This is a genomic window from Agromyces cucurbitae, from assembly GCF_058349945.1.
In genome coordinates this window covers 51,144-77,434 of record NZ_JBYRES010000006.1, presented here as the reverse complement: position 1 = coordinate 77,434, position 26,291 = coordinate 51,144, and the positions used below count along the sequence as shown (strand labels likewise).

The 26,291-nt window shown below is 71.9% G+C and carries 20 protein-coding genes; 10 read left to right on the top strand and 10 right to left on the bottom strand.

What is annotated here, in order from left to right; translation table 11 throughout:
- The first annotated feature begins 306 nt into the window (after positions 1-306).
- The gene (locus AC3RJ6_RS19115) at positions 307-432 is read left to right on the top strand and encodes a hypothetical protein (RefSeq protein WP_491428723.1); all 126 of its coding nucleotides are present in this window, start codon (positions 307-309) and stop codon (positions 430-432) included.
- Between the two features lie 80 nt (positions 433-512).
- Here the strand turns inward: AC3RJ6_RS19115 and AC3RJ6_RS19110 are convergent, their stop codons facing one another.
- From AC3RJ6_RS19110 to AC3RJ6_RS19075, 8 genes are all read right to left on the bottom strand, one after another.
- Positions 513-704: a hypothetical protein gene (locus tag AC3RJ6_RS19110; RefSeq protein WP_491428722.1), complete on the bottom strand. Its 192-nt coding sequence runs from the start codon at positions 702-704 to the stop codon at positions 513-515.
- A gap of 98 nt (positions 705-802) precedes the next feature.
- Positions 803-1,396, bottom strand: a complete 594-nt coding sequence (locus tag AC3RJ6_RS19105) for an energy-coupling factor transporter transmembrane component T family protein (RefSeq protein WP_491428721.1) — start codon at positions 1,394-1,396, stop codon at positions 803-805.
- 7 nt (positions 1,397-1,403) lie between these two features.
- Entirely contained in the window at positions 1,404-2,084 is a 681-nt protein-coding gene (locus AC3RJ6_RS19100) for an energy-coupling factor ABC transporter ATP-binding protein (RefSeq protein WP_491428720.1), read from the bottom strand.
- Positions 2,081-3,226, bottom strand: coding sequence for a thiolase family protein (locus tag AC3RJ6_RS19095; protein WP_491428719.1), 1,146 nt, complete (start codon positions 3,224-3,226; stop codon positions 2,081-2,083). The genes AC3RJ6_RS19100 and AC3RJ6_RS19095 overlap by 4 nt, the downstream gene beginning before the upstream one ends.
- Positions 3,223-4,467 (bottom strand): AMP-binding enzyme, encoded by a 1,245-nt coding sequence (locus AC3RJ6_RS19090; protein WP_491428718.1) that lies wholly within the window; start codon positions 4,465-4,467, stop codon positions 3,223-3,225. The genes AC3RJ6_RS19095 and AC3RJ6_RS19090 overlap by 4 nt, the downstream gene beginning before the upstream one ends.
- Complete coding sequence (locus AC3RJ6_RS19085) at positions 4,464-5,159, bottom strand: biotin transporter BioY (RefSeq protein ID WP_491428717.1); 696 nt, start codon at positions 5,157-5,159, stop codon at positions 4,464-4,466. Before AC3RJ6_RS19085 ends, AC3RJ6_RS19090 begins: the two co-directional genes overlap by 4 nt.
- Positions 5,160-5,274: 115 nt before the next feature.
- Positions 5,275-5,736 (bottom strand): hypothetical protein, encoded by a 462-nt coding sequence (locus AC3RJ6_RS19080; RefSeq protein ID WP_491428716.1) that lies wholly within the window; start codon positions 5,734-5,736, stop codon positions 5,275-5,277.
- 138 nt (positions 5,737-5,874) lie between these two features.
- Positions 5,875-6,063: a hypothetical protein gene (locus tag AC3RJ6_RS19075; protein ID WP_491428715.1), complete on the bottom strand. Its 189-nt coding sequence runs from the start codon at positions 6,061-6,063 to the stop codon at positions 5,875-5,877.
- Positions 6,064-6,160: 97 nt separating this feature from the next.
- Here AC3RJ6_RS19075 and AC3RJ6_RS19070 point away from each other — a divergent pair, with 97 nt between their 5' ends.
- From AC3RJ6_RS19070 to AC3RJ6_RS19060, 3 genes are read left to right on the top strand one after another with little or no spacing between them, the layout of a single operon-like run.
- The gene (locus AC3RJ6_RS19070) at positions 6,161-6,775 is read left to right on the top strand and encodes a TetR/AcrR family transcriptional regulator (RefSeq protein WP_491428714.1); all 615 of its coding nucleotides are present in this window, start codon (positions 6,161-6,163) and stop codon (positions 6,773-6,775) included.
- A 9-nt stretch (positions 6,776-6,784) separates the two neighbouring features.
- Positions 6,785-9,664, top strand: a complete 2,880-nt coding sequence (locus tag AC3RJ6_RS19065; protein WP_491428713.1) for an MMPL family transporter — start codon at positions 6,785-6,787, stop codon at positions 9,662-9,664.
- Entirely contained in the window at positions 9,661-11,859 is a 2,199-nt protein-coding gene (locus AC3RJ6_RS19060) for a YhgE/Pip family protein (RefSeq protein WP_491428712.1), read from the top strand. Before AC3RJ6_RS19065 ends, AC3RJ6_RS19060 begins: the two co-directional genes overlap by 4 nt.
- Before the next feature lie 102 nt (positions 11,860-11,961).
- On the opposite strand, the gene AC3RJ6_RS19055 is transcribed toward AC3RJ6_RS19060, so the two are convergent.
- Positions 11,962-12,363, bottom strand: a complete 402-nt coding sequence (locus AC3RJ6_RS19055; protein ID WP_491428711.1) for a RidA family protein — start codon at positions 12,361-12,363, stop codon at positions 11,962-11,964.
- A 131-nt stretch (positions 12,364-12,494) separates the two neighbouring features.
- On the opposite strand from AC3RJ6_RS19055, the gene AC3RJ6_RS19050 reads away from it, so the two are divergent.
- The 6 genes from AC3RJ6_RS19050 to AC3RJ6_RS19025 all read left to right on the top strand — a co-directional run bounded on the left by AC3RJ6_RS19050 (position 12,495) and on the right by AC3RJ6_RS19025 (position 21,957).
- Positions 12,495-14,741 carry a bifunctional alpha,alpha-trehalose-phosphate synthase (UDP-forming)/trehalose-phosphatase gene (locus tag AC3RJ6_RS19050; RefSeq protein WP_491428710.1) on the top strand — a complete coding sequence of 749 codons (2,247 nt, stop codon included), beginning with the start codon at positions 12,495-12,497 and terminating at the stop codon, positions 14,739-14,741.
- A 9-nt stretch (positions 14,742-14,750) separates the two neighbouring features.
- On the top strand, positions 14,751-16,445 hold the full coding sequence (ilvD, locus tag AC3RJ6_RS19045) for a dihydroxy-acid dehydratase (RefSeq protein WP_231430649.1): 1,695 nt from the start codon (positions 14,751-14,753) through the stop codon (positions 16,443-16,445).
- A gap of 45 nt (positions 16,446-16,490) precedes the next feature.
- Complete coding sequence (locus AC3RJ6_RS19040; protein WP_491428709.1) at positions 16,491-18,293, top strand: acetolactate synthase large subunit; 1,803 nt, start codon at positions 16,491-16,493, stop codon at positions 18,291-18,293.
- A 2-nt stretch (positions 18,294-18,295) separates the two neighbouring features.
- Positions 18,296-18,805 carry an acetolactate synthase small subunit gene (ilvN, locus tag AC3RJ6_RS19035; protein ID WP_231430651.1) on the top strand — a complete coding sequence of 170 codons (510 nt, stop codon included), beginning with the start codon at positions 18,296-18,298 and terminating at the stop codon, positions 18,803-18,805.
- Positions 18,806-18,871: 66 nt separating this feature from the next.
- A complete protein-coding gene (gene ilvC / locus AC3RJ6_RS19030) occupies positions 18,872-19,900 on the top strand; it encodes a ketol-acid reductoisomerase (RefSeq protein ID WP_491428708.1) in 1,029 nt (342 codons plus the stop codon).
- A 167-nt stretch (positions 19,901-20,067) separates the two neighbouring features.
- Positions 20,068-21,957, top strand: coding sequence for a bifunctional metallophosphatase/5'-nucleotidase (locus AC3RJ6_RS19025; RefSeq protein WP_491428707.1), 1,890 nt, complete (start codon positions 20,068-20,070; stop codon positions 21,955-21,957).
- A 91-nt stretch (positions 21,958-22,048) separates the two neighbouring features.
- On the opposite strand, the gene AC3RJ6_RS19020 is transcribed toward AC3RJ6_RS19025, so the two are convergent.
- Positions 22,049-26,236 carry an nSTAND1 domain-containing NTPase gene (locus tag AC3RJ6_RS19020; RefSeq protein WP_491428706.1) on the bottom strand — a complete coding sequence of 1,396 codons (4,188 nt, stop codon included), beginning with the start codon at positions 26,234-26,236 and terminating at the stop codon, positions 22,049-22,051.
- Positions 26,237-26,291 lie beyond the last annotated feature (55 nt).

Below are 26,291 nucleotides of genomic sequence, written 5' to 3'. Positions count from 1 at the left end.
TAATCAGTGGGTTCAGGGTTCAAGTCCCTGGGGGTGCACCGACAAGGCCCGGAGCTCGCGGAAGCGAGGTCCGGGCCTTCACCGTTTGAAACGGTCGCTCGCCGTCTTCTTCCCGTTCATGCGAAGGGCTGGGTGGGCACCGGCGTCTCGATGGGCCAGGGTGCCCGCTTCGTCGAAGCCGAGCGCGCCGGCGCGTGGATCTCGCTCCCGAGCTGAGGGGGTCGTCCGTCGTCAACCCCTTTCGTGCGGCTTCCGGCGGCGGCGATCATCGGGGTGCGGGGGTGAAAACGAGAGGAGTGGAACTCAGTGAGCGAGCACCGGTACGAGCAGAAGGATCGACCCGACACGGTCAGCAATCACGACGCGCTGAGACTCTTCGGTGGCTTCGTCATCGCGGTGGCACTCGTCATCACCTGCGCCCTGCTGATCTGAGCGGTCCCGGGCCCCTCATCCTGCGCTCGAGCGTCCGCACGGCGAACTGCCCGCGAGATGTCGGGGCACTCGCCGAGACGTCACGGCATCATGCCGCCCCGCATCTGCCGCATGGACTTCTCGCGCTCGACGTCGACCGAGTTCGCGACGTCGGTGCCGCCGGGCGCGGGTCGGCTCGTACGGCCGGCCTTGCGGCGGCGCGTCCAGATCCACTGGCCGACCGCCCAGACGACGATCAGCACGCCGATCGCGAGCCAGAAGGACCAATCCATCACGCACCTCCGGGAGCGTTCGACGAGTGGGCCTCAATGTATCGCGATCGTGGATGCCGCGACAGCGGCCACTCTGCGATCGCTTCGACGACTTCGGCTCAGTCGTCGAAGCCGCGCGCGATGAGCGCCTCGCCGAGGTGATCGGCGGTACGCAGCGCGCGCACGATCACCGGCACCGCGAGCGCCAAGATCGAGCCCTCCGCTCCGCGCGCCTTGCGAGCCTCGAGCACTTCGCGCACGATGTCGGCCAGCAGCGGCACGCAGCGGATCGCGAGCGCGAGCGCGAGCCCGACGCGGTCGGCGTCGACCCAGCGACGCAACGGTCGCAGCAGCAGCTGCATCGCGTCGAGCGTCTGGGTGACCGGGGTCGTCAGCGTGTAGAGGGCCGCGAGCGCGACCGCGATCACGAGCCTGATCGACATCGTCGCGGCGGCCTCCCATCCCGAGAACAGCCACTGCACGGGCACGGCGAACGCGAGCACCCACAGGATCGGTGCGATCTGACGCCACACCGCGCGCAGCGGCAGCCGCGCCAGAACGAACAGCAGTGCGGTCGCGGCGGCCGCGGCGCCGAGCACCACGAGCGAGCTCTGCACCGCGACGACCGTCACGAACACGGCGAGCAGTCCGAGCTTCAGGAGCGCGGGTGCACGATGCACGAGCGAGTCGCCGGGGTGGTAGACGCCGATCATTGGAGGCTCAGCCGATCAGCGCCCGGTAGGCCGCGAGGGCACGGGCGGGCTCGTCGTCGGCGACGACCCGGCCCGACTCCATGACGATCACCCGATCGAAGTCCTCGAGCAGCTCGAGCTGGTGGCTCACGACGACGAGGCGCTGCTCGAGTGCGCGGAAGTGGTCGGCGACGAGCCTCGCGTTGCGAGCGTCGAGCAGCGTCGTCGGCTCGTCGGCGACGATGATCGCCGGGTCGGCCACGAGCACCGACGCAAGGGCGAGCAGCTGCTTCTGCCCGCCCGAGAGCCGATGCGCCGGTCGGTCGGCGAGGGCCGTGAGGCCGAACCGCTCGAGCGTCGCCTCGACGCGCGCCGCGGCATCCTCGGCAGGAAGCTTGTGCCGCCGCAGCGTGAAGGCGACGTCCTCGCGGACGGTGGGCATGACGATCTGGTTGTCGGCGTTCGTGAAGACGAAGCCGACCCGGCGGCGCACGTCGCGGCCCCGACGGGCGACGTCGAGGCCGTCGACCGCGACGGTGCCCGACTTCGGCGTGACGAGCCCGTTGATCATGCGCGCGAGCGTCGACTTGCCCGATCCGTTCGCGCCGACGATGCCGACGCGTCGCTCGCCGATGACGAGCGAGACGTCGTCGACGATCGGTTCGGCACCGAAGTCGTGCGAGACGCGGTCGAAGACGATTCCGCTCATGCGACTCGCTCCACGATCATGGCGATGCCCTGCCCGCCGCCGATCGAGCACGTCGCGAGGCCCGGTCGGTCGTCGTCGGCGGCGAGCATGCGCGCGGCGAGCCGCACGAGCAGCACGGCGCCGGAGGCGCCCCACGGGTGCCCGATCGCGATCGCCCCGCCCTCGGTGTTGACGAGCTCCTCGTCGATCCCGACGGCGTCGGTCACGGCGAGCAGCTGGGCGGCGAACGCCTCGGTGATCTCGACGAATCCGAGGTCGGCTGCCCCGATGCCGGCGCGGGCGAGCGCGGCCTCTGCGGCCGGCGCGGCGCCGAGGCCGGGCAGGGCGGGATCGCCGGCGGCGACCGCCGCGGCGCGCACGCGGAGCGCGGGCAGGCCGAGCGCGCGGGCGAGCTCGGGCGTCGTGACGGCCATCGCCGCGGCGCCGTCGGAGAAGCCGCACGAGTTGCCGGCGGTGACGGTGAAGGCGTCCGCCGGCTCGTCCCGGCCGGCGCTGAAGGCGGGGGCGAAGCGCGCGAGCATCGCCGCGGTCATCGCGCGCGGCCGGTCGTCGCGGTCGACACCGTCGACGGGAACGAGCTCGGCGTCGAATCCTCCGGCCCGCTGTGCGGCGACGGCGCGGGCGTGCGAGCGCTCGGCCCACGCGTCCTGGCGGGCGCGGGAGAGGCCCGCCGCGGCGGCGAGCCGGTCGGCGGCGGGACCCATGTCGGGGTCGGGCAGCCCGGGTGGGGCGAACGGGGCGCGGTCGTAGCGCTCGCCGGTGTCGCGCCAGCTGCGGACCGGCGCCGTCGAGGCGGACTCGGCACCGCCCGCGATGAGCAGCCGTCCTTCGCCCGCGCGCACCCGCACGGCCGCCTGCATGACGGCATCGAGCCCCGAGCCGCACTGCCGATCGACGGTGACGCCCGGCACCGTGACGCCGAGCCCGGCGCGCAGCGCGGCGACGCGGGCGAGGTCGCCGCCGGGACCCATGCAGTTGCCGAGCACGACGTCGTCGATCGGCACGCCGGCAGGCGCCACCTGAGCGGCCACGGCGGCGAGCACGGGCGCGGCGAGCGCGTCGACCGGGTGCGCGGCGAAGCCGCGGCCGGCCGTGCCGATCGGCGTACGGCGCGCCGCGACGAGGACTGGGGTGATGGTCACGTCGTTCCTCCGGTGACGGTGACGACGGCCGCGTGCCCGTCGTCGAGGATGCCGGCAGCGAGTGCCGTCCGCACGGCGCCCCGGGCCACCTTGCCCGAGTCGGTTCGGGGCACGGTCGCGAAGCACCACCGGCGCGGCAGCTCGGCGGGTTCGAGGAGCGCCTTCGCGGACGCGATGATCGCGCTGCGGGCCTCGGCGCGGCCGGCTGCGTCGACGGCGGGGTCGAGCTCGACGACCGCGACGACGCGTTCGCCGAGCAGGTCGTGCGGTTCACCGACGACCGCGGCCGCCGCGACACCGGGCAGGCCCGTGAGCACGCCCTCGACACGTTCGGCGACCACGGTCGCGCCGGCGGTCGTGATGGCGGCATCACCGCGTCCGAGGATCGACAGCGAGCCGTCCTCCCGCCGCTCGGCGAGGTCGCCGACGGTGGCGAATCCCGCGGCGTTGCGGCGCAGCATCCCGCCGCCGAGCGCCCCGAGCGCGAGGTACGGCGAGCGCACCCAGATCTCGCGCCCACCGGCCGCGTCGCGCAGCTCGACCTCGGCGCCGGGGAACGGCTCGAGCCCGCGACCGTGGCCGGCGGCGACGAACGACAGTTCGGCGGCGCCGTAGTACTCGGTGACCCGCAGTCGCTCGCGGGCCGCCCGCCGCAGCGGCTCGCCCATGGCCGCGCCCGCGACGACGACGGCGCGGGCGTCGAGCGGGCCGTCGAGCAGCCGGGCGAGCCGCGTCGGGGTCGCCTGCACGACCGTCGCCCCGCGAATCGCGTCGCCGACGGCCGCACCCGCCCACAGGGCGTGCAGCGCGGCGTAGAGGTGCATCGACACGTGCAGCGGTCCGGTCACGGCGACCCGGTCGGTCGGCCCGATGCCCGCGAGGTCGGCGAGGGGTGCGGCCGACGCGAGCCACGATGCCTCGGTGCGGGCGACGACGGTCGGGGCGGTGCCCGACGAGCCCGAGGTGCGCAGCGCGATCGCGGTGCCGGCGGGCAGCTCGAGGTCGAGTCGACGTGCCTCATCGGTCGTGCCGCCGACGAGCACGGGTCGCCCGCGTTCGAGGGCCGCGAGCACCGTTGTGACCAGCGCGACCGGGTCCATGCCGGCCGGGCAGGCGACGAGGCCGGTGCCGGCGGGCAGGTCGGCTGCGGCGACCGCCGCGGCGAGCTCGCCGAAGCGCACGACGTCGCCGCCGAACGCGAGGGCGGGTGCGCCGGGCGAGCCCCGCAGCCACTCGCTCACGCGGCGTCGACCGCCCCGCCGTCGCGCGCGGCGCGGCGCGCCCACGGCCACGGACGCGGCTCGATGAGGCCGGGCCAGGCGCGATGCACGCCCTTCGCGACGAGCACCGTGATGACGACCTTGATCGCGTCGCCCGGCAGGAACAGCAGCGAACCCGCGGCGGCGGCGACGATCGGGGTGCCCGTGATCGCGGCCATGAGCGGGATGCCGACGGCGTAGACGGCGACGATGCCGCCGAGCGCGGTCCAGAGCAGCGCGGGCAGGATGCGGTAGCGGGGGAGCAGGCGCGCGGTCGCCCAGCCGATCACGACCACGCCGAGGAGCCAGCCGAGGAGGTAGCCGACCGACGGGCCGACGAAGACGCCGAGTCCGCCGCGGCCGCCCGAGAGCAGCGGCAGCCCCGCCGCCACGAGCGCGATGAGCAGCAGCACCGAGAGGAAGCCCTTGCGCGCGCCGAGGATCGCCCCGGCGAGCATCACGCCGAGCGTCTGGAACGTGATCGGCACGGCGGTGCTGCCGAGGTACAGCGCACCGGGCAGGCCGAGCGCGGCGATGAGTCCCGTGAAGACCGCGATCTGCGCCACGTCGCGGGCGGTGTGCCGCCGCGTGCGCGAGTCGGGTGCGGGGGTCGCGTCGGCGGCGACCTCCGTGGGCTCGGCGGCGGGCGGGGTGCTGCTCGGTGCGGTGCTCATCGGGTTCCCCTTCTCAAGGCGTGCGGGCGGAATGCCCGTGAATCACGCTATGAGCGCGGGGGAGCGCCCCGTCGGCCCAGCCGTACAAGAATCGGCGTCCGATTTTGGAGGGCCGTCAGGCCGCTGCGCGCGCCTCGAGTTCGGTGAGCGGGCCGATCATGCGCACGTCGGCATCGAGGTCGGATGCCTCGGCGTCGGCCGCGATCGCGCCCTCGGCCTCGACCGGGTCGGCCCAGACGATGAGCGGCGCGGGCTCCCAGCCGAGGGCCATCGACTCCTCGCCCGCGGGCACGACGACCGCGACCGAGTCGCGCTCGTCGAGGATCGCGCGGGTGAGCTCGGCGGCGATCTGGTGGGTGAGCATCGCGTGGAAGATGCGGTCGGTGTCGCCGTCGCTACGGCGCACGAGCGACCAGCCGCCGCCCGGGCCGATGAACTCGGAGAGGCGTGCGTTGAGCAGCTCGAAGATGTGCTCGCCGCGCAGGTCGGCCGCGGTGGGGCGCGGGGCGGGAGCGGGAGCGGCAGCGTGGGCCGAGGCCTGGGCGGCAAGCCGTGCGCGTCGCCAACGGCGGAACATCGGTGGCCCCTCTCGTCGTGGTGCAGCGGGTACTGCGATATTCGGGTCGTTCGCTCCAGTTTCGGGGCACGACGGAACGGATGCCGAACTGACACGCCGAGGAGGCCGGGGTACAGGCGGGTATTCGCCCGATTCGCGCTATTCGCCGAGTTCGGGGTGCTTCGTCTCTTCGGCGACGGTGCCGATCGCGATCGCGAGGCTCGCGGCCCACGAGATCCAGAGCAGCAGCAGCCGCCAGTCGCGCGGACCCGACGCAGTCGCCTTGATCACGCTGATGCCGCTGACGGCTGCGGAGATCACGGCACCGCTGAAGAGGTACTTGCGCATGCCGCCACGCTACCGCGCACGCGCTGTCCGCTGGGAGTCATCCGTGAATCTGACCGATCGTGCAGGATCTGACCGATCGGTCAACTACCGTCGAGACATGCCCACCGATGCGACCGTCCCTGCGCGCGCACGCGCCTCCGACGAGCTGCTGCGCGCAGCGCTCGAACAGTTCGCCACCGTCGGCTTCGCCGGCACCTCGCTGCAGCAGATCGCCGACCACGCCGGCTATTCGAAGTCGAGCGTGCTCTACCACTACGCCTCGAAGGAGGCGCTGCTCGAGGCCGGCATCACGCCCGCGATCGAGCAGCTCGAGGTGCTCGTGGCGGAGTTCGTGGAGGGCCGCCGGTCCGACGCCGCCCGTGCCGCGTTCATCGGCCGCTTCGTCGACCTGCTGCTCGGCGAGCGGCTCGCCGTGCACCTCTTCGTGAGCCAGGGCTACTCGCTCGGCGACATCCCGATCGTCGAGCGCGGCAACGCCGCGATCCGCGTGCTGGCCGACGCCATCTGCACGGGTGCGTCGCTCGCCGAGCAGATGCGCTTCGGCGTCGCGCTCGCCGGCGCCACCTACTCGCTCGTGGCCGGGGCCATGTTCTTCGACGACGACAAGCTGAGCGAGCTCATGAACACCCACTCCGACGACGAGGTGCGCGAAGCACTCGTCGAGGTCCTCACCGAACTCCTGATCCCGGCCGACGGCCGGCCGACCCGATAAGGCCCGCCCATGGCTCTGCTCCTCCACCGCATCGGCCGGTTCTCCTACCGGCGCGCCTGGCTCGTCATCGTCGCGTGGGTCGTCGCGCTCGGCGCGATGCTCGGCACCGGCGTCGCGCTCGGCGGCCAGCTGCAGGACTCGTTCGCGATCCCCGGCACCGAGTCGCAGCAGGCGATCGACCAGCTCGCCGCCGTCTTCCCCCAGACCGCGGGCGCCTCGGCGAAGGCCGTCGTCGAAGCCCCCGAAGGGGCATCCGTCGAGGACGCCGCCTACCAGGGCGCCATCGAGGACATGGAGGACGCCCTCGAGGACATCGACGGCATCGCGAGCGTGCTCGGGCCGTTCGACGAGTACGCGGGCGACCAGATCTCGGGCGACGAGCGCACCGCATACATCCAGATCACGTTCGACGGCCAGGTCACCGACGTCACCCCCGAGACCCTCGACGAGGTCACGGCGACGGGCGAGATCGGCACCGACGCGGGGCTCGAGGTCGCGTTCGGCGGCGACGTCTTCCAGGAGACGAGCTTCGGCCTCACCATCACCGAGGCGCTCGGCGTGCTGTTCGCCGCCGTCGTGCTGATCATCACCTTCGGTTCGCTGCTGGCGGCCGGGATGCCGCTCATCACGGCCCTCGTCGGCGTCGGCACCGCCGTCGGCGGCATCACGATCGTCGCCGCGTTCGCGACCGTCTCGTCGACCGCGCCCATGCTCGCCGTCATGATCGGCCTCGCCGTCGGCATCGACTACGCGCTGTTCATCCTGTCGCGCCACCGCAACCAGCTCGCCCGTGGCCAGGATCCCGAGGAGAGCGCCGCCGAGGCCGTCGCCACCGCGGGCGGCGCGGTCGTCTTCGCGGGGCTCACGGTGATCATCGCGCTGCTCGGCCTCCTCGTCGTCGGCATCCCCTTCCTCAGCGTCATGGGCGTTGGGGCCGCGTTCGCCGTGTTCATCGCCGTGGCCGGAGCGGTCACGCTCCTGCCGGCGCTGCTCGGCGTCTTCCGCGGCAAGCTCGCGCCGAAGCCGGGCAGCCGCGCCCACCGGCGCGCCAACACCGCCGACGAGGGCGGCAAGCGCACGATGGGCCGTCGCTGGGTCGATCTCGTGCTGAAGGCGCCCGTCGTGTTCGTCATCGCCGTCGTCGGCATCCTCGGCGCGGCCGCCGTGCCGGCGCTCAGCCTCGACCTCAACCTGCCGAACGGCTCGGGCGAGGCCGGATCGACGCAGCGCGCGGCCTACGAGATGATCGACGAGGGCTTCGGCCCCGGCTACAACGGTCCGCTCATCGTCACGGTCGACATCACCCAGACGACCGACATCTTCGACGACCTCGACGCCATCGGCGCCCGCATCGCCGAGCTCGACGACGTCGCCTACGTCGGCGACGGCCTGCCCAACGAGACGGTCGACACCGCGATCATCCAGGTCATCCCCGAGTCGGCGCCCGACTCGCCCCAGACGAAGGAGCTCGTCGCCGCGATCCGCGACCTCGCCCCGTCGATCGAGCAGGACTACGGCACCCCCATCGCCGTGACCGGCTTCACCGCGGTCGCGATCGACATCTCGAACCGTCTCGCCGACGCGCTCGTGCCGTTCGCGCTCATCGTCGTCGGGCTCTCGATCGTGCTCCTGCTCATGGTGTTCCGTTCGGTCTTCGTGCCGGTCAAGGCGGCGCTCGGGTTCCTGCTCTCGGCGTTCGGCGCCATCGGCGTGACCGTCGCGATCTTCCAGTGGGGCTGGTTCGCCGACCTGCTGCACGTCGAGCCCGGGCCGATCCTGAGCTTCCTCCCGATCCTGCTGATGGCGGTGCTGTTCGGCCTCGCCATGGACTACGAGGTCTTCCTCGTGTCGGGCATGCGCGAGGAGTTCGTGAAGACGAAGGAGCCGCGCACGTCGATCGTGCACGGCTTCCAGCACGCCGCCCGCGTCGTCACGGCCGCCGCGCTCATCATGTTCTTCGTCTTCTTCGCCTTCGTGCCCGAGGGCTCGGGCGTCATCAAGGGCATCGCGTTCGCGCTCGCGATCGGCATCGCGTTCGACGCCTTCCTCGTGCGCATGACCCTCGTGCCCGCCGCGATGGCGCTCGCAGGACGCGCGGCGTGGTGGCTGCCCAAGTGGCTCGCCCGCATCCTGCCCGACGTCGACATCGAGGGCGAGGGCCTGCGCGCCCACCTCGAGCAGGCCGAGTGGGCCGCCGGACGGCCGGCCGCCGTCAACCTCGACGAGGCCGTGTTCGGGCTGCCCGAGCGGCCGATCGGTCCGCTCTCGGCCGAGGTGCCCGTCGGAGGCGTGCTCGTCGTCCGCGGCGAGGCCGTCGACCGGCGCGTCGTCGCCGCTTCGCTCGCCGGCCGGCTCGCGCCCGTCTCGGGCCGGGTCGCCGTGCAGGGAACCCCGCTCCCGACCGGCGCAGGTCACGTGATGCGGCAGGTCGCGATGGCCGAGGTCGCCTCCGACGCCCCGACCGGGTCGACCGTCGGCGAGCTCGTCGCCGCGCGCCTCGACGCCACCCGCCCGTGGTACCGGCTCGCGCCCTCGAACACGCTCGTGCGCGAGTGGGTCGAACGCGCCGACGCCGCGCTCGGCGACGACCGCGCGAGGATCGGCGTCGACACTCCGCTCGCAGCGCTCGGCGCCGAGGCCCGCACGGTCGTGGCCGTGGCGGCCGCGCTCGCCGAACGTCCCAAGGCGGTCGTCGTCGACATCGACGACGAGCCGGGCGACGCGAGCGACGAGCTCTGGACCGCGCTCGGTCGGCTCGTGCCCGCCCAGGTCACCCTCATCGTCGGCATCGGCGACGGAGCGTGCACCCCCGACTCGGCGCCCGGGCTCGCGGCCCGAGGCATCCGCACAATCACCCCCGTCTCTCGCACCCTGGAGGCACAGCGATGAGCTCCCGACTCGCCCGCCTGTTCGGCTCGACCCCCGCCCAGCGTCGCGTGCGCTACGGCGTGCTCGTCGGCGCCGTGATCGCCGTGCCGCTCGCCGTGGCCGGCCTCGTCTCGGGGGCGCTCGGCGACACCGGCGAGAACCTCGAGCAGATCCCCGCCGTCGTCGTCAACAACGACGAGATGGTCACGATGACGCTGCCCGACGGCACCGACCAGCCGGTGCTCGCCGGCCGCCAGCTCGTGACCGAGCTCACGGGGCCCGACACCGCCGGCTTCAGCTGGACGATCTCCAACGACGAGGAGGCCGCCGACCAGCTCGCCTCGGGCGAGGCGTACGCGGTGCTCACGATCCCAGCCGACTTCTCGGAGTCGGTCACGTCGATCTCGGGGGAGTCGCCGACCCGGGCGAACCTCGACATCCGCACCGACGATGCGCACGGCTACCTCGCCGGCTCGGTCGCCCAGTCGGTCGGCGACGCCATGTCGACCGCCTTCGGGCGCGAGCTCACGACCCAGTACCTCGAGGGCTTCTACGCCAACCTCGCCACGATGGGCGGCTCGCTCGGCGACGCCGCCGACGGCGCGGCGAAGCTCTCGAGCGGGGCCGGATCGCTCTCGAGCGGCCTCGGCCAGCTGGCCGACGGGGTCGCCCAGTCGGCTGCCGGCGCCTCGGATGCCGCGGACGGGGCTTCGGCTTACGCCGACGGCGTCGCGCAGTACACCGGCGGCGTCGACGGCATCGCGAGCGGGCTCTCGAGCTACTCCAACGGCGTCAACCAGTACACGCAGGGCGTCGACGGCATCGCGAGCGGTCTCTCGGACTACTCCGAGGGGGTGAACTCGTACACCGAGGGTGTCGACGGGCTCGCGGGCGGGCTCGCCCAGCTCGACTCCGGCGCCGCCGAGCTCGATCAGATCGCCTCCGGGGTGACCCAGTACGTCGGCGCGGTCAACGGCATCGCCGGGCAGATCGAGCAGGGCATCGACCCCGCGATCGAAGAGCTCACGAAACTCGCCGAGCAGAACCCCGATCTGAAGCCGCAGATCGACGAGGCGATCGGCCAGCTGAACGAGGCGAAGGGAACGATCGACGAGTTCGAGGCGCAGGGCGACCAGCTCGTTGCCGGGACTCAGCAGGGTATCGACGGCGTGCAGGGCGGAATCACCAGGCTGTCGAGCGGCGCCGCGCAGCTCTCCGCCGGTTCGGCCGGCATCCGCGACGGCGCTGCGGGCCTCGCATCGGGTGCGGGGCAGCTCGCCACCGGTTCGGCGGGGATCCGCAGCGGCGCAGCGGGCCTCGCCTCCGGCGCGACGCAGCTGTCCGCCGGTTCGGCGGGGTTGAGCGATGGAGCCTACGGCCTCGCCTCGGGCGTCGGCGAGCTCGCGGGCGGACTCGGTCAGCTGCAGGCGGGCGCCGACGGCGCGGCCGACGGTGCCACGAAGCTCGCGTCGGGCGCCGACTCGCTCGCCGACGGCCTCGCCTCGGGCGCGAAGGAGGCCCAGAAGCTCGGCGACATCGACGCCGAGAAGACCGCCGACGTCGTCGCCGAGCCCGTGAGCGTCGACACCTCGCGCGAGAACGAGATCGGCTCGACGAGCGAGGTCATCGGCATGATGTTCGTGCCGATCGGGCTGTGGCTCGGTGCGATGGCGCTCTTCCTCGTGTTCCGGCCGTTCGGCCGCGAGGCGCTGCGCAGCACCGCGTCGACCGGCGGGCTCGTGTGGCGCGCGCTCGCGCGCGCCGGCCTCATCGCGCTCGCACAGGCCGTCGCGGTCGTGCTGCTGCTGCACGCCGGCATGGGCGTCTCGTGGAGCCTGCTGCCGCAAACCCTCGCGTTCTCGGCCCTGCTCGCACTCGCGTTCACGGCGCTGCACTCGTTCTTCACGGCGTGGCTCGGCCGCGCGGGCCTGCTCGTCTCGCTCGTGCTCGTCGCGCTGCAGCTCACCTCGACGGGCGGGCTCGTGCCGATCGAGGTGCTGAGCGGCCCGTACCAGGCGATCAGCCCGTTCTTGCCCCTCACGTGGGCGGTGCAGGGCATGCAGACGATCGTGTCGGGCGCCGGCGGCGGGGCCGTCGCGGGCGCGGCCGGCGTGATCGCGCTGTTCGGGGTGATCGGGGTGGTCGGCACGGCCATCGTGGTCGGCCGGCGCCGAGGCATCCGCTCGATCGGATTCGCGGCGGCCGCGCTCGGGTGACCGCTTCGGGGGTCGAGTAGCGACGAAGGAGCGTATCGAGACCTGGTGACGGGTCTCGATACGCGTCCTCCTTCGTCGGGCGCTACTCGACCACCGGCGGGATCAGGCGGCGGGCAGCGCCGCGATCGCGCTCACCTCGATGAGCGCGCCGGGGACGCCGAGGCGTGCGACCGTGGCCGCCGTCACGAGCGGCGGCGCGCCGCCGGTGGCGAGGCGCGGCGCGATCGCGCCGTAGGCGGCGCGCAGGTCGGCGCCGTCGGCGATGAGCACCGTCCACTGCACGACGTCGGCGAGCGTCGCACCCGCCGCGGCGAGGGCGACGGCCGCGTTGTCCATCGTGCGCACCGCCTGCTCGGCGATGTCGTCGGAGACGACCGCACCCTTCTCGTCGACGCCGTTCTGGCCGCCGAGGTAGACGGTCGTCGCGCCGGCGGGCACGATCGCGACATGGCTGAAGGCGGGGCTCACGACGAGGCCCTCTGGCTGGAGGCGTTGGATGTCCATGACCCGATGCTGGCAGAGGCCTCCGACACCGCGGCGGTGGCGTCGACCGGGCGCTGCGCGCCGACGCGACCGACCGGGCCGGCCGAGCGCGCTGTTAGCCTGAGGAGAGCGCGAGGAGGGACATCCGCTCTATGAACGCCCCCGAACCATCACGCGACGATCTCTACGTCGACGCCGCCTACGACATGATCGTGGTCTCGAACCGGCTGCCCGTCGACTACCAGGCAGGGCCCGACGGCGAGACCGCGTGGCGCAGCTCGCCGGGCGGCCTCGTGACCGCCCTCGAGCCGGTCATGCGTGCGGCCGACGGCGCGTGGATCGGCTGGGCCGGCGTCGCCGACCGCGAGTTCGACCCGTTCGTCAACGACGGCATCTCGATCATCCCGGTGCCGCTCAGCGAGTCCGAGCTCGAGGAGTACTACGAGGGCTTCTCGAACGACACCCTCTGGCCGCTCTACCACGACGTGATCGCGCCGCCCTCGTTCCACCGCGAGTGGTGGGAGGCCTACGTGCGCGTGAACCGCCGGTTCGCCGAGGCCGCTGCGCGTGCGGCGGCCCCCGGCGCGGTGGTGTGGGTGCAGGACTACCAGCTGCAGCTCGTGCCGAAGATGCTGCGCGAGAGCCGGCCCGACCTCGTCATCGGGTTCTTCAACCACATCCCGTTCCCGGCCTACGGCATCTACTCGCAGCTGCCCTGGCGGCGGCAGGTCGTCGACGGGCTGCTCGGCGCCGACGTCATCGGGTTCCAGCGCGCGGCCGACGCCGGCAACTTCTCGCGCGCCGTGCGTCGGCTCTTCGGCTACACCACGCGCGGCACGCTCATCGAGGTGCCGGCCGACGACGGCGAGGTGCGGCACGTGGTCGCCCGGCACTTCCCGATCTCGATCGACGCAGCCGGATTCGAGGAGATCGCCCGCCGGCCCGAGGTGCAGGCCCGCGCCCGGGAGATCCGCGAGAGCCTCGGCAACCCCGAGACGATCATGCTCGGCGTCGACCGGCTCGATTACACGAAGGGCATCCGCCACCGGTTGAAGGCGTTCGGCGAGCTGCTGCGCGACGGCCGGCTCTCGGTCGAGCAGGCGACGCTCGTGCAGGTCGCGAGCCCCTCGCGCGAGCGCGTCGAGACGTACCGTCAGCTGCGCGACGAGATCGAGCTCATGGTCGGCCGGCTCAACGGCGACCACTCGACTCTCGGCCACCAGGCGATCGCGTACCTGCACCACGGGTACCCGCGCGAAGAGATGGTGGCCCTCTACCTCGCCGCCGACGTCATGCTCGTCACCGCCCTGCGCGACGGCATGAACCTCGTCGCCAAGGAGTACGTCGCCTGCCGGTTCGACGAGGACGGCGTGCTGCTGCTCAGCGAGTTCACCGGCGCGAGCGACGAGCTGCGGCAGGCGGTCCTCGTGAACCCCCACGACATCGAGGGCCTCAAGGACGCGATGGTCGAGGCCTCGTCGATGCCGCGGCGCGAGCGCTCGCGACGCATGCGCGCGCTTCGCAAACGCGTGCGCGACAACGACGTGGCGAACTGGTCGGCCACGTTCCTGAAGGCGCTCACGGGTGCCGGCATCATCGCGCCGGGCGTGCCCGACTCGCTCGCCTCGGCGCTCGGGCGCATCGCGTCGGCCGAACGCCTGCTCGTCGCCCTCGACTTCGACGGTACGCTCGCGCCGCTCGTCGACCGGCCCGAGGACGCCCGCGCGACGGGCCGGGCGCGCGCGGCCCTCGAGCGGCTCGCCGCGGCCGAGGACACGCGGGTCGCCATCGTGTCGGGCCGGGCGCTCGAGAGCCTGCGCGACGTCGCCGACCCGCCGCACGGCGCGCTGCTCAGCGGCTCGCACGGCGTCGAGCTGCAGCTCGACGGCGGGGGAGTGACGATCGACCTGCGCGACGGCGAGCTCGACGAGCTGCAGCAGCTGACGCGCCTGCTCGAGGACTCCGCGTCGTCGGTCGAGGGCGCGTGGGTCGAGTGGAAGCCCGCCGGCCTCGCGCTGCACACGCGCAAGGTCGCACAGGCGCAGGCGGCCGAGCTCCAGCGCGTCGTGCGCGAGCGGGTCGCCGGCGAACTGCCCGAGCTCACCGTGCGCGCGGGCAAGAACGTGCTCGAGTTCTCGGTGCGGCCGAGCGACAAGGGCGAGGCGCTCACCCGGCTCCGCCAGCACGCCGGCGCCAGCGCGGTCGTCTACGTCGGCGACGACGTCACCGACGAGGACGCCTTCGCGGCGCTCGAAGGCGACGACGTGGGCGTGAAGGTGGGTCAGGGCAAGTCGCTCGCCGCCTACCGCGTACGCAGTCCCGACGACGTCGCGCTGCTGCTCGAGCGCCTCGCCGATGAGCGCGACGCCGCGCGTCATGCGGGATCGCGCTGGCCATAGACTCGATGCATGTCGGAGTTCGATCCCAAACCGCGTAGTCGTACCGTCACCGATGGCATCGAGGCCATGACGAGCCGGGGCATGCTCCGCGCCGTCGGCATGGGCGATGCCGACTGGGACAAGCCGCAGATCGGCATCGCGAGCTCGTGGAACGAGATCACCCCCTGCAACCTCTCGCTCGGCCGCCTCGCGCAGGCTGCGAAAGAGGGGGTGCACGGCGGCGGCGGATACCCGCTGCAGTTCGGCACCGTCTCCGTCTCCGACGGCATCTCCATGGGCCACGAGGGCATGCACTTCTCGCTCGTCTCGCGCGAGGTCATCGCCGACTCGGTCGAGGTCGTCATGCAGGCCGAGCGCCTCGACGGCTCGGTGCTGCTCGCCGGCTGCGACAAGTCGATCCCGGGCATGCTCATGGCGGCCGCTCGCCTCGACCTCGCGAGCGTCTTCCTCTACGCCGGCTCGATCGCGCCGGGCTGGGTGCGCCTCTCCGACGGCACCGAGAAGGACATCACGATCATCGACTCGTTCGAGGCGGTCGGCGCGGTCAAGGCCGGCACCATGAGCGAGGCCGACGCGAAGCGCATCGAGTGCGCCTTCGCGCCCGGCGAGGGCGCGTGCGGCGGCATGTACACCGCGAACACGATGGCGTCGGTCGCCGAGGCGCTCGGCCTCTCGCTGCCGGGCTCGGCGTCGCCCGCGTCGGCCGACCGCCGCCGCGACTACTACGCGCACCGGTCGGGCGAGGCGGTCGTCAACCTCCTCAACAAGGGCATCACGGCCCGCCAGATCCTCACCAAGAAGGCGTTCGAGAACGCGATCGCGGTCGGCATGGCGCTCGGCGGCTCGACCAACATCGTGCTGCACCTGCTCGCCATCGCGCGCGAGGCGGAGGTCGACCTCACCCTCGACGACTTCAACCGCATCGGCTCGAAGGTGCCCCACATCGGCGACCTGAAGCCCTTCGGCAAGTACGTCATGAACGACGTCGACCGCCGCGGCGGCGTGCCCGTGCTCATGAAGGCGCTGCTCGATGCGGGCCTGCTGCACGGCGACGTGCTCACCGTCACGGGCAAGACCATGGCCGAGAACCTCGCAGAGCTCGACCTGCCGCCGCTCGACGGCGAGGTGCTGCACACCCTCGACGACCCGATCCACGAGACGGGCGGCCTCACGATCCTGCACGGCACGCTCGCGCCCGAGGGCGCGGTCGTGAAGACCGCGGGCTTCGACGCCGCCGTGTTCGAGGGCCCGGCCCGGGTCTTCGAGCGCGAGCGCGGCGCGATGGACGCGCTCACGAACGGCGAGATCAAGCACGGCGACGTCGTCGTCATCCGCTACGAGGGCCCCAAGGGCGGACCGGGCATGCGCGAGATGCTCGCGATCACCGCGGCCATCAAGGGCGCCGGCCTCGGAAAAGATGTACTACTCTTGACGGACGGTCGATTCTCAGGCGGCACAACCGGCCTGTGCATCGGCCATCTGGCACCCGAAGCAGTCGACGCAGGTCCGATTGCTTTCGTGCGCGATGGTGATCTGATTCGGGTCGATATCGCAGCCCGGTCCATCGACCTACTTGTCGACGAGGCCGAGCTGGCTGCCCGCCGTGAAGGTTGGGCTCCGCTTCCTCCGCGCTACACCCGAGGCGTCCTCGCGAAGTACTCCAAGCTCGTGCGCTCCGCTGCCGAAGGCGCGACGACGGGCTGAGTGCTGCGCACTCTTCGCAATCACCGTCCACCAGATAGGAACCGCATGCCCACGGAATCGACCCCCGTGCCGACGCCTGCGGCCGTGCCGTCAGCTGCTCCCGTGGAGATCACGGGCGCCGAGGCGGTCGTCCGCTCGCTCGAGATGCTCGGGATCACCGACGTCTTCGGACTCCCCGGCGGAGCCATCCTGCCGGTCTACGACCCGCTGTTCGAGAGCAAGAAGCTCCGCCACATCCTCGTGCGCCACGAGCAGGGCGGCGGCCACGCCGCCCAGGGTTACGCGTCGTCGAGCGGCAAGCTCGGCGTCACGATCGCGACGTCGGGCCCCGGCGCCACGAACCTCGTCACCGCCATCGCCGACGCCCACATGGACTCGGTGCCGCTGCTCGCGATCACCGGCCAGGTGTTCTCGACGCTCATGGGCACCGACGCCTTCCAGGAGGCCGACATCGTCGGCATCACGATGCCGATCACGAAGCACTCGTTCCTCGTGAAGAAGGCCGAGGACATCCCGGGCACGATCGCCGCGGCGGTGCACATCGCGACCACCGGCCGGCCGGGCCCGGTGCTCGTCGACATCACGAAGGACGCCCAGCAGGCGAAGTTCCCCTTCCGCTGGCCGCCCAAGGTCGACCTGCCCGGCTACCGCCCGATCACGAAGGCGCACGGCAAGCAGGTCACGGCGGCGGCGCAGCTGATCGCCGCCGCGAAGCGACCGGTGCTCTACGTCGGCGGCGGCGTGATCCGCGGCCGTGCGTCGGAAGAGCTGCTCGCGCTCGCCGAGGCGACGAAGGCGCCCGTCGTGACGACGCTCATGGCCCGCGGCGCGTTCCCCGACTCCCACCGGCAGCACCTCGGCATGCCCGGCATGCACGGCACCGTTCCGGCCGTGCTCGCGCTGCAGGAGAGCGACCTCATCGTCGCCCTCGGCGCGCGCTTCGACGACCGGGTGACCGGCAAGGCCGCGCTCTTCGCGCCCGAGGCGAAGGTCGTGCACGTCGACATCGACCCGGCCGAGATCTCGAAGATCCGCACGGCCGACGTGCCGATCGTGGGCGACCTGAAAGAGGTGCTCGTCGACCTCGGCGCGGCGTACCGCGACGCGACGCGCGACGAGACGCCCGACCTCGACGAGTGGTGGGCGACGCTCGACGGCCTCCGCAACGAGTACCCGCTGGGCTACTCCGAGCCGAGCGACGGCCTGCTCGCCCCGCAGTACGTGATCGAGCGCATCGGCGAGCTGACCGGCCCCGAGGGCGTGTACGCCGCGGGCGTCGGCCAGCACCAGATGTGGGCCGCCCAGTTCATCAAGTACGAGCGCCCCAACTCGTGGCTCAACTCCGGCGGCGCCGGCACGATGGGCTACGCGGTCCCGGCGGCCATGGGCGCGAAGGTCGCCCAGCCCGACCGCGACGTCTGGGCGATCGACGGCGACGGCTGCTTCCAGATGACCAATCAGGAGCTCGCCACGTGCGCCCTGAACGACATCCCGATCAAGGTCGCGGTCATCAACAACTCGTCGCTCGGCATGGTGCGCCAGTGGCAGACCCTGTTCTACGACGGCCGGTACTCGAACACCGACCTCAACACGGGCCACGACACGGTGCGCATCCCCGACTTCGTGAAGCTCGCCGAGGCGTACGGCGCCCTCGGCATCCGCGTCACGAAGAAAGAAGAGGTCGACGACGCGATCAAGCTCGCGCTCGAGACGAACGACCGCCCCGTGGTGATCGACTTCGTCGTCTCGGCCGACGCGATGGTATGGCCGATGGTGCCGCAGGGCGTGTCGAACAGCTACATCCAGTACGCCCGCGACCACTCGCCGGCCTTCAGCGAGGAGGACTGACCATGTCGACCCACGTGCTCTCCCTCCTCGTCGAGGACAAGCCCGGCCTGCTGACCCGCGTCGCCGGCCTCTTCGCCCGCCGCGGCTTCAACATCGAGTCCCTCGCGGTCGGCCACTCCGAGATCGACGGCCTCAGCCGCATCACGGTCGTCGTCGACGTCGAGGACCTGCCGCTCGAGCAGGTGACGAAGCAGCTCAACAAGCTCGTCAACGTCATCAAGATCGTCGAGCTCGACCCCGCCCAGTCGGTGCAGCGCGAGCACCTGCTGATCAAGGTGCGCGTCGACAACACGACGCGCTCGCAGGTGCTCGAGGCGGTCAACCTCTTCCGTGCCCGTGTCGTCGACGTCTCGACCGACGCGCTCGTGATCGAGGTCACGGGCGACTCGGGCAAGACCCAGGCGCTGCTCAAGGTGCTCGAGCCGTACGGCATCAAGGAGATCGCCCAGTCGGGCCTCCTCGCGATCGGCCGCGGCGGCAAGAGCATCACCGAGCGCGTCTTCAAGAACTGAATCGGATGCCCCGGCGCGAGGCCGAGGCATCCGCCAACGAAACCCACACCAAGGAGAAGAACAGCAATGGCTGAGATGTATTACGACCAGGACGCCGACCTCTCGATCGTCCAGGGCAAGAAGGTCGCCGTCATCGGCTACGGCTCGCAGGGCCACGCGCACGCGCAGAACCTGCGCGACTCGGGCGTCGAGGTCGTCATCGGCCTCAAGGAGGGCTCGAAGTCGATCCAGAAGGCCGAAGAGGCCGGCTTCGAGGTCAAGAACGTCGCGGACGCCGCGGCCTGGGCCGACGTCGTCGTCATCCTCGCGCCCGACCAGTACCAGCGCCACATCTACGCCGAGTCGGTCAAGGACAACCTCGTCGCCGGCAACGCGCTCGTCTTCGGCCACGGCTTCAACATCCGCTTCGGCTACATCGAGGCGCCCGAGGGCGTCGACGTCATCCTCGTCGCGCCGAAGGCGCCTGGCCACACGGTGCGTCGCGAGTTCGTCGCGGGCCGCGGCATCCCCGACATCATCGCCGTCGAGCAGGACGCGACCGGCAGCGCCTGGGACCTCGCGAAGTCGTACGCCAAGGGCATCGGCGGCACCCGCGCCGGCGTCATCAAGACGACCTTCACCGAAGAGACCGAGACCGACCTGTTCGGCGAGCAGGCCGTGCTCTGCGGCGGCACCTCGCAGCTCGTGCAGTACGGCTTCGAGACCCTCGTCGAGGCCGGCTACCAGCCCGAGATCGCCTACTTCGAGGTGCTGCACGAGCTGAAGCTCATCGTCGACCTCATGTGGGAGGGCGGCATCGCCAAGCAGCGCTGGTCGGTCTCCGACACCGCCGAGTACGGCGACTACGTCTCGGGCCCCCGCGTCATCGACCCGTCGGTCAAGGAGAACATGAAGGCGGTCCTCGCCGACATCCAGGACGGCACCTTCGCCAAGCGCTTCATCGCCGACCAGGACAACGGCCAGAAGGAATTCCTCGAGCTCCGCGCCAAGGGCGAGCAGCACCCGATCGAGACGACCGGTCGCGAGCTGCGCAAGCTCTTCGCCTGGAACGCCTCCGACGACGACGACTACGTCGACGGCGAGGTCGCTCGCTGACGCACGGCAAGTCGGTCGAGCAGGCGCGCAGCGCCGTATCGAGACCACGCGGCCCGTTCCGGAAATCGCTCCGGAACGGGCCGTTCGTCGTCGTGCGCGAATGAGCACGAGGAATTCGCCTGCAAACCCTTGCACAGGGGCATCCCGTCGTGGTCGGATTCGGTGCCATGAGCGATCACTCGAATCACGAAGCCGTCCCCCGCTGGTGCTCGTGCCCAGAGCCCGACGAAGCGGTCGGCCACACGCACTCCGGCTTCACCCGACGCAACGTCCTCATCGGCGCCACAGCCGCGAGCGCCCTCGCGGCCGCCGGCTGGGCCGGCCCCGCGCAGGCCGCGCCGCCGTCGAAGCCGGGCGGACAGAACCTGCGCATCACGATCATGGGCACGACCGACCTGCACTGCAACGTCGTCAACTGGGACTACTACAAGGACACGGCGTACACCGACAGCAAGGGCGACACCGTCGGCCTCGCCCGGGTCGCGAGCGTCGTGAAGGAAGTGCGCAGGCAGGTCGGCGCCGAGCGCACCCTGCTGCTCGACGCGGGCGACACGATCCAGGGCACGCCGCTCGGGTTCTACTACGCGACCGTCGAGCCCGTGACCGAGACCGGCGCCACGCATCCGATGGCCGTGCAGATGAACGCCCTCGGCTACGACGCCGTCGCGCTCGGCAACCACGAGTTCAACTACGGCCTCGACTTCCTCGACAACTGGATCTCGCAGATGGACGCCGACGTGCTCGGCGCGAACGCGGTCGTCGCCGGCACGAAGGTGCCGAAGTACCTGCCCTACACAATCAAGGAGATGCCGGTCGTCGACGGGCTGCCGCCGGTCAAGATCGGTGTGCTCGGCATGACGAACCCCGGCGTCGTCATCTGGGACAAGGCCAACGTGTCGGGCAAGCTCGAGGTGCTCGACCTCGTCGAGACCGCCAAGCGCTGGGTGCCCGTGATGCGCCAGGCCGGTGCCGACATCGTCGTGATCACCGCTCACTCGGGGGCGAGCGGCACGTCGTCGTACGGTCCCGAGCTCCCGGTCGAGAACGCCGCGAAGCTCGTCGCCCAGCAGGTGCCGGGCGTCGACGCGGTGCTCTTCGGGCACGCGCACGTCGAGGTCAACGACGTCGTCGACGGACCCGACGGCCGCAAGGTGCAGATCAGCGAGCCGTTCGCGTGGGGCAAGCGCGTGAGCGTGTTCGACCTCGACCTCAAGTACACGGGCCTCGGCCGCTGGAGCGTGCGCCCGCCCGCCGCGCCGCCGACGACGATCGCCACGAACACGGTCCAGGAGGACGCCGAGTTCGTCGCGATGATCAAGGCGCAGCACGATGCGGTCGTCGACTACATGCACTCGAAGGTCGCCGTCTCGACCGAGGAGATGCTCGCCACCGAATCGTGCTGGAAGGACACGGCGATCCTCGACTACGTCAACGAGGTACAGACCGAGACCGTTCGCGCCGCCGTCGCCGGCACCCCCGAGGCATCCCTGCCGATCGTCTCGATCGCCGCCCCGTTCAACCGGGCCGCGAAGTTCCCGGCGGGCGAGGTCACGATCAAGGACGTCGCCGGCCTCTACATCTACGACAACACGCTCATGGCGTCGATCCTCACCGGCAAGCAGATCAAGGAGTATCTCGAGTTCTCGGCCGAGTACTTCAAGCCCGTGGCCCCCGACGCGCCGGTCGACCCGGCGGCGTGGACCAACGCCGTCACTCCGCGTGCGGCGAACGGCACGCCCGACTACAACTACGACCAGTTCTCGGGCGTCGAGTACACGATCGACCTCTCGAAGCCGGTCGGACAGCGCATCTCGCCGCTCACGTACGGGGGCTCGCCGGTCGCCGACGACCAGCAGTTCGTCGTCGCGGTCAACAACTACCGCCAGTCGGGCGGCGGCGGGTTCCCGCACATCGCGACGGCCCCGGTCGTGTACAACGCGCAGGTCGCCATCCGCGAGGCGATCGTCGCCTACGCGTCGGCGCAGGGCACGATCGACCCGGCGACGTTCCACGCCGTGAACTGGAGGCTCGTGCGCAACGGGGTGCCCGTCTTCTGAGTCGCACCGCGCGCACGGCGGCCCGCTTCGAGGATGCCTCGGGGCGGGCCGTCGGCATCTGGTCGGGTGGCACGCCTCATCGTCTGCGGCGTCACTCCTCTTCGCACGTGCGGCTCGGGCCGTCGAATTCGGGCAGGTACGCACGCCACTCCTGCTCGGTGAGGTTGCGGCCGGCGATCCGGCAGACGGCGTCGAACTGGTGCCCGGGATCGAGGTCCCAGATCATGATGCCGTCGGCGACACTGACCGCGAGTTCGCCGCCGTCGGGGCGCAGTATGGCTGAGACGGGGTCTGGAGCGTCGATGCGGAACGGCTCACTGAGGCGGACGCCGCTCGGCAGGTCGAACAGCGACGCCGATTCGTCGACGGCTCGTACGAGCAGGAGTCGACCGTCGGCGCTCACCGATGTGGTGCCGAGCCCGCCGGCAGTACCGGCCATGGCGACGGCGCCGGTCTCGTCGAGGCCGGGATAGCGGGTGACCCGATTGTCGTTGAAGCCGATCATGCCGCCGTCGTCGAGCAGTACCGTGATGTACAGCTCGCTGAGCGCGAGACGTTCGCCAGTGCGGGTGTCGTAGATCGCATTGCGAAACACGCCGCCGTTCCCGTCATTGATCGAGATGCGCGTACCGTCCGGGTTCTCGGTCACGCCCACGGCGCCGAGCCCGCCGGCTTCGGCGGGGAACGCGGGGCCGACCGTCTTGCCGCTCCGCGGATCGACCATGACGACCGTGTCGTTGTCGCGCGCGACGAAGATCCTGTCGCCGTCGGCCGAGACCCAGTGTCGGTACGCGCCGTCGGGGAGGTCGGCGACGACTTCGTCGTCGCGGGCATCGACGATGCGGCCGCGATCGGCCCTGACGTCGTAACCGACGAGGTGCCCGCCGGCAACCCAGCCTGGTTCGGCGAGCCGGTTCCCGATCGAGGTCGTGGTGCCGTCTCGCGTGTCGAGCACCATCGTGTCGGGCGGGTCTCCGTCGGGCTCGCGCCGGGGTGACACCAACACGACGCTGCCCTCGAACGCATAGTTGCCCGTGACGTACCACCCGGGCGCGACGAGGCGGTTGACCGGTCCGCCGCCGTCGAGCCGCCACCGGGAGATCGCCGCCCTGCCCACCGAGATGGTGACGAGCTCCGCACCGTCGTCGACCGTCGCGATCGGCCCGACCCCTCCGAGCAGCACATCGAGTTGCTGTATGGGGCGGCCGTCGTCGAGACGGTACTCCTGGATGCGTCCGAACAGCCCCGCGCAGTAGACCCGCTCGGAGACCTCTGAGGCGACGAGCCAACTGCACTGGCCTTCGGGATACTGCGGGATCGGGGTCATCCAGTTCACGCCGTGACTTGCCGGATCTACGGCGATGACGGCACGGTCGCCCGACGCGAGCAGGCGTCCATCGGGCAACGAGGAGATGGCGGCGTGCGCGGACGCCATCGGCACCGGGACGACGTCGGAGATCGCCGCGGTCTCGACGTCCACCACGTCGATGCGCTCGTCGGTTCGGCCGACGTACAGTCTGCCGCCGCGGGTGAACGCGAGTGCGGCGTTCGTGCTGTAGATGTCGTCGCTCCCGGTGACGGCGACGCGCTCGCCGGCGAGCGGCCGGATCTGCCCGGTCGCGGGCGTCACCAGGCGCAGTGAGCCGCTCTCGTAGTCGGTCACCGCGACCGTGCCGCCGTCCTCGTCGATCGCAATGGCGCCGGCGGCGATGTCGAGGCGCACCGGGCCGAAGATGCGACGACCCTCGGCGAGATCGAACACGGCGAGCGTCGACCATCCCGTCGATCCCTGGTGCTGAGCGTTCGACTCCGGCGGCGCGTCGGCGTCCCAGGCGACGGCTCCGATCCTGCCGTCGCCGCTCGCCGCGACGTATCGTCTCGTCGGGTCGGTACGGAAGCCGAGCGGAATCTCCGCGACCACTGCTGCGTCGGCGATGTCGCGCACCTGCAATTCGCCGCGGTCGGTGGCGACGAGCACGGTCCGCGTGCCGGGGATCACCGCTCCGGTCGTCGACGGCGACTCGTCCATGAACGCGTTGCCGAGGAATCCGCCGACCCCCGTGAGGATGCCCATGAGCCCCGCGCGGGTCCTCGGGTCGTCGGGCCAGCGGCGATACGCCTCCGCGGCGAGAAGGGCCGCGACATCCCGTTCGGAGTCGCGCAGTGACAGCGCCTTGCCGACGAGCGCCTCGATCGCGGCGTCGCCGCGCTGCCGCTCGGCCTCGTTCGCACTGAAGCCGGCGAACGTGCCGACGCCGACGAGCGCGATGATGAGTGCCGCGGCAGCGGCCAGCAGGCTTCGCAGGCGGCGGTTCTGCCGCCGGTCCGTCTTCGCGCGCTCCTCGAGTACCCGGCGGTCGGATGCCTCGTGGTCGGCCGACGCGGCGAGGAACGCCGTCTCCGTCGCGGTGAGTTCGTGCTCGGCGCCGGCGGCCCACTCGAGCGCCGCCTCGAGGCGGGCGCCGCGCGCGAGGTCCTCATCGAGCCGACCGCCGGCGTCCCACGCCTCCGCGGCGTTCGCGACCGCGTGCATCGTGCGCAGCGCGGCGCGGTCCTCGTCGAGCCAGCCGTGCAGGCGCGGCCACGCGTCGGCGAGCGCCTCGTGCGCGACCACCACGACCTGGTCGTCGGCGCTCACGAGCCGGGCGTCCGAGAGCCGGGCGAGCACCCGCTCGCGTGTCTCGTCGCCGTGCAGCGCACTCGTCTGCAGGCTGCGCCGCACGGGAACTCCGTCGCTGCCGAGTGCGATGAGGCGACGCATCGTCGAGCGGCACACCTCCCGTTCGCTCGGCGACATCCTGCGGTACATGCGGTCGGCCGACTGCGCGATCGCGCCGGAGAGGCCTCCGGCCGCCTCGTATCCCGCGACCGTGAGGGTCGATCCGTCGCGGCGCAGCCACGTCTCGACGAGCGCGTGCGAGACGAGGGGGAGCACACCGGGGCGTCCGGCGGCGTCGCGCAGCACGAGCTCCACGAGCCCCGGCTCGACCCGCAGCCCGACGGCTTCGGCGGGCCCGACGATCGCCTCCCGCAACTGATCGACGTCCATCGGCGGCACGAGCTGCACACCGGTCGCGAACAGCGGCCCGAGGCGCGGCAGCGCGGCGCACTCGTCGAGGCGGTCGCTGCGCACCGTCAGCACGACGGCTCCGCCCGACTCGACGAAGCCGTCGATGCCGGCGCCGATCGCGTCGAGGTCGTCGGGGTCGAGCCCGAGCTGCAGCACCTCCTCGAACTGGTCGATGACGACGATGTCGCCGGCCCGGAGACCCGCGAGCCGGTCGGGCAGCACGGTCGCGATCCCGCGGCGGGGCAGCAGTATCTCGACGCGATGGCCGCGCCGCCGCAGGGCGGGAACGACGCCCGCCCGGATGAGCGACGACTTGCCGCATCCGCTCGGCCCCGAGAAGGCGACGAACGGTGCGTGCTCGAGCCGTGCGAGCGCTGACGCGATGTCGGCGTCGCGCCCGAAGAACGTGTCCGCGTCGTCGGAGTCGAACGCGTCGAGGCCGCGGTACGGGCAGTCGGCGTCGGCGGAGGGAGCGGACGCCGGCGGCTCGAGCGCGGCGTCGTGGCGCAGCATCCCCGTCTCGAGCTCGCGCAGCCGCTCGGACATCTCGATGCCGAGCTCGTCGTCGAAGCGGCGCGCGGCCTCGCGCAGCGCGGCGAGGGCGTCGGCCTGCCGCCCGCTGCGGTAGAGCGCGATCGCGAGCAGCTCCCACCGGCGCTCGCGGAGCGGGGACTCGCGCACGAGCCGCTCGGCGTCTCCGACGACGTCGGGTGCGCGGCCGAGCGCGAGCCGGCTCGCGACGAGCTCCTCCTGCGCGAATTCGCGCAGCTCGCCGAGCCTCGATCGCTCGGCCGAAGCCGGCACCCAGTCGGCGAGTTCGAGATACGGGGCGCCGCGCCAGAGTGCGAGCGCCTTCGAGAAGGACGCCTCGGCGCGGTCGGCGTGCGCATCCGCGAGGTGCTGCGCGCCGGCCGTGATGAGCCGCTCGAACTCGTGCGCGTCGACGGCGCCGTCGGGGGACTCGAGCCGGTAGCCGTCCGCCTCGGTCCGGAGCGGCGGCACGCCGGGATGGCGGCGCAGGCGCGCGATCGCGATCTGCACCTGTTTGGGCCAGGTAGCGGGCAGTCGCTCGCCCCAGACCGCATCGGCGAGGACGTCGGGAGCGACGGCCGCGCCGGTCCGCAGGGCGAGCACCGCGAGGATGGTGCGCTCCCGCGGGCTGATCGGACCCCCGTCGACGACGAGCGTCCCGAGGACGCTGACGGTCATGCTCGCATTGTGCGCGCCGCTCGAAGGCCGGTCAACGCCCGAGAACAGGGGTGGA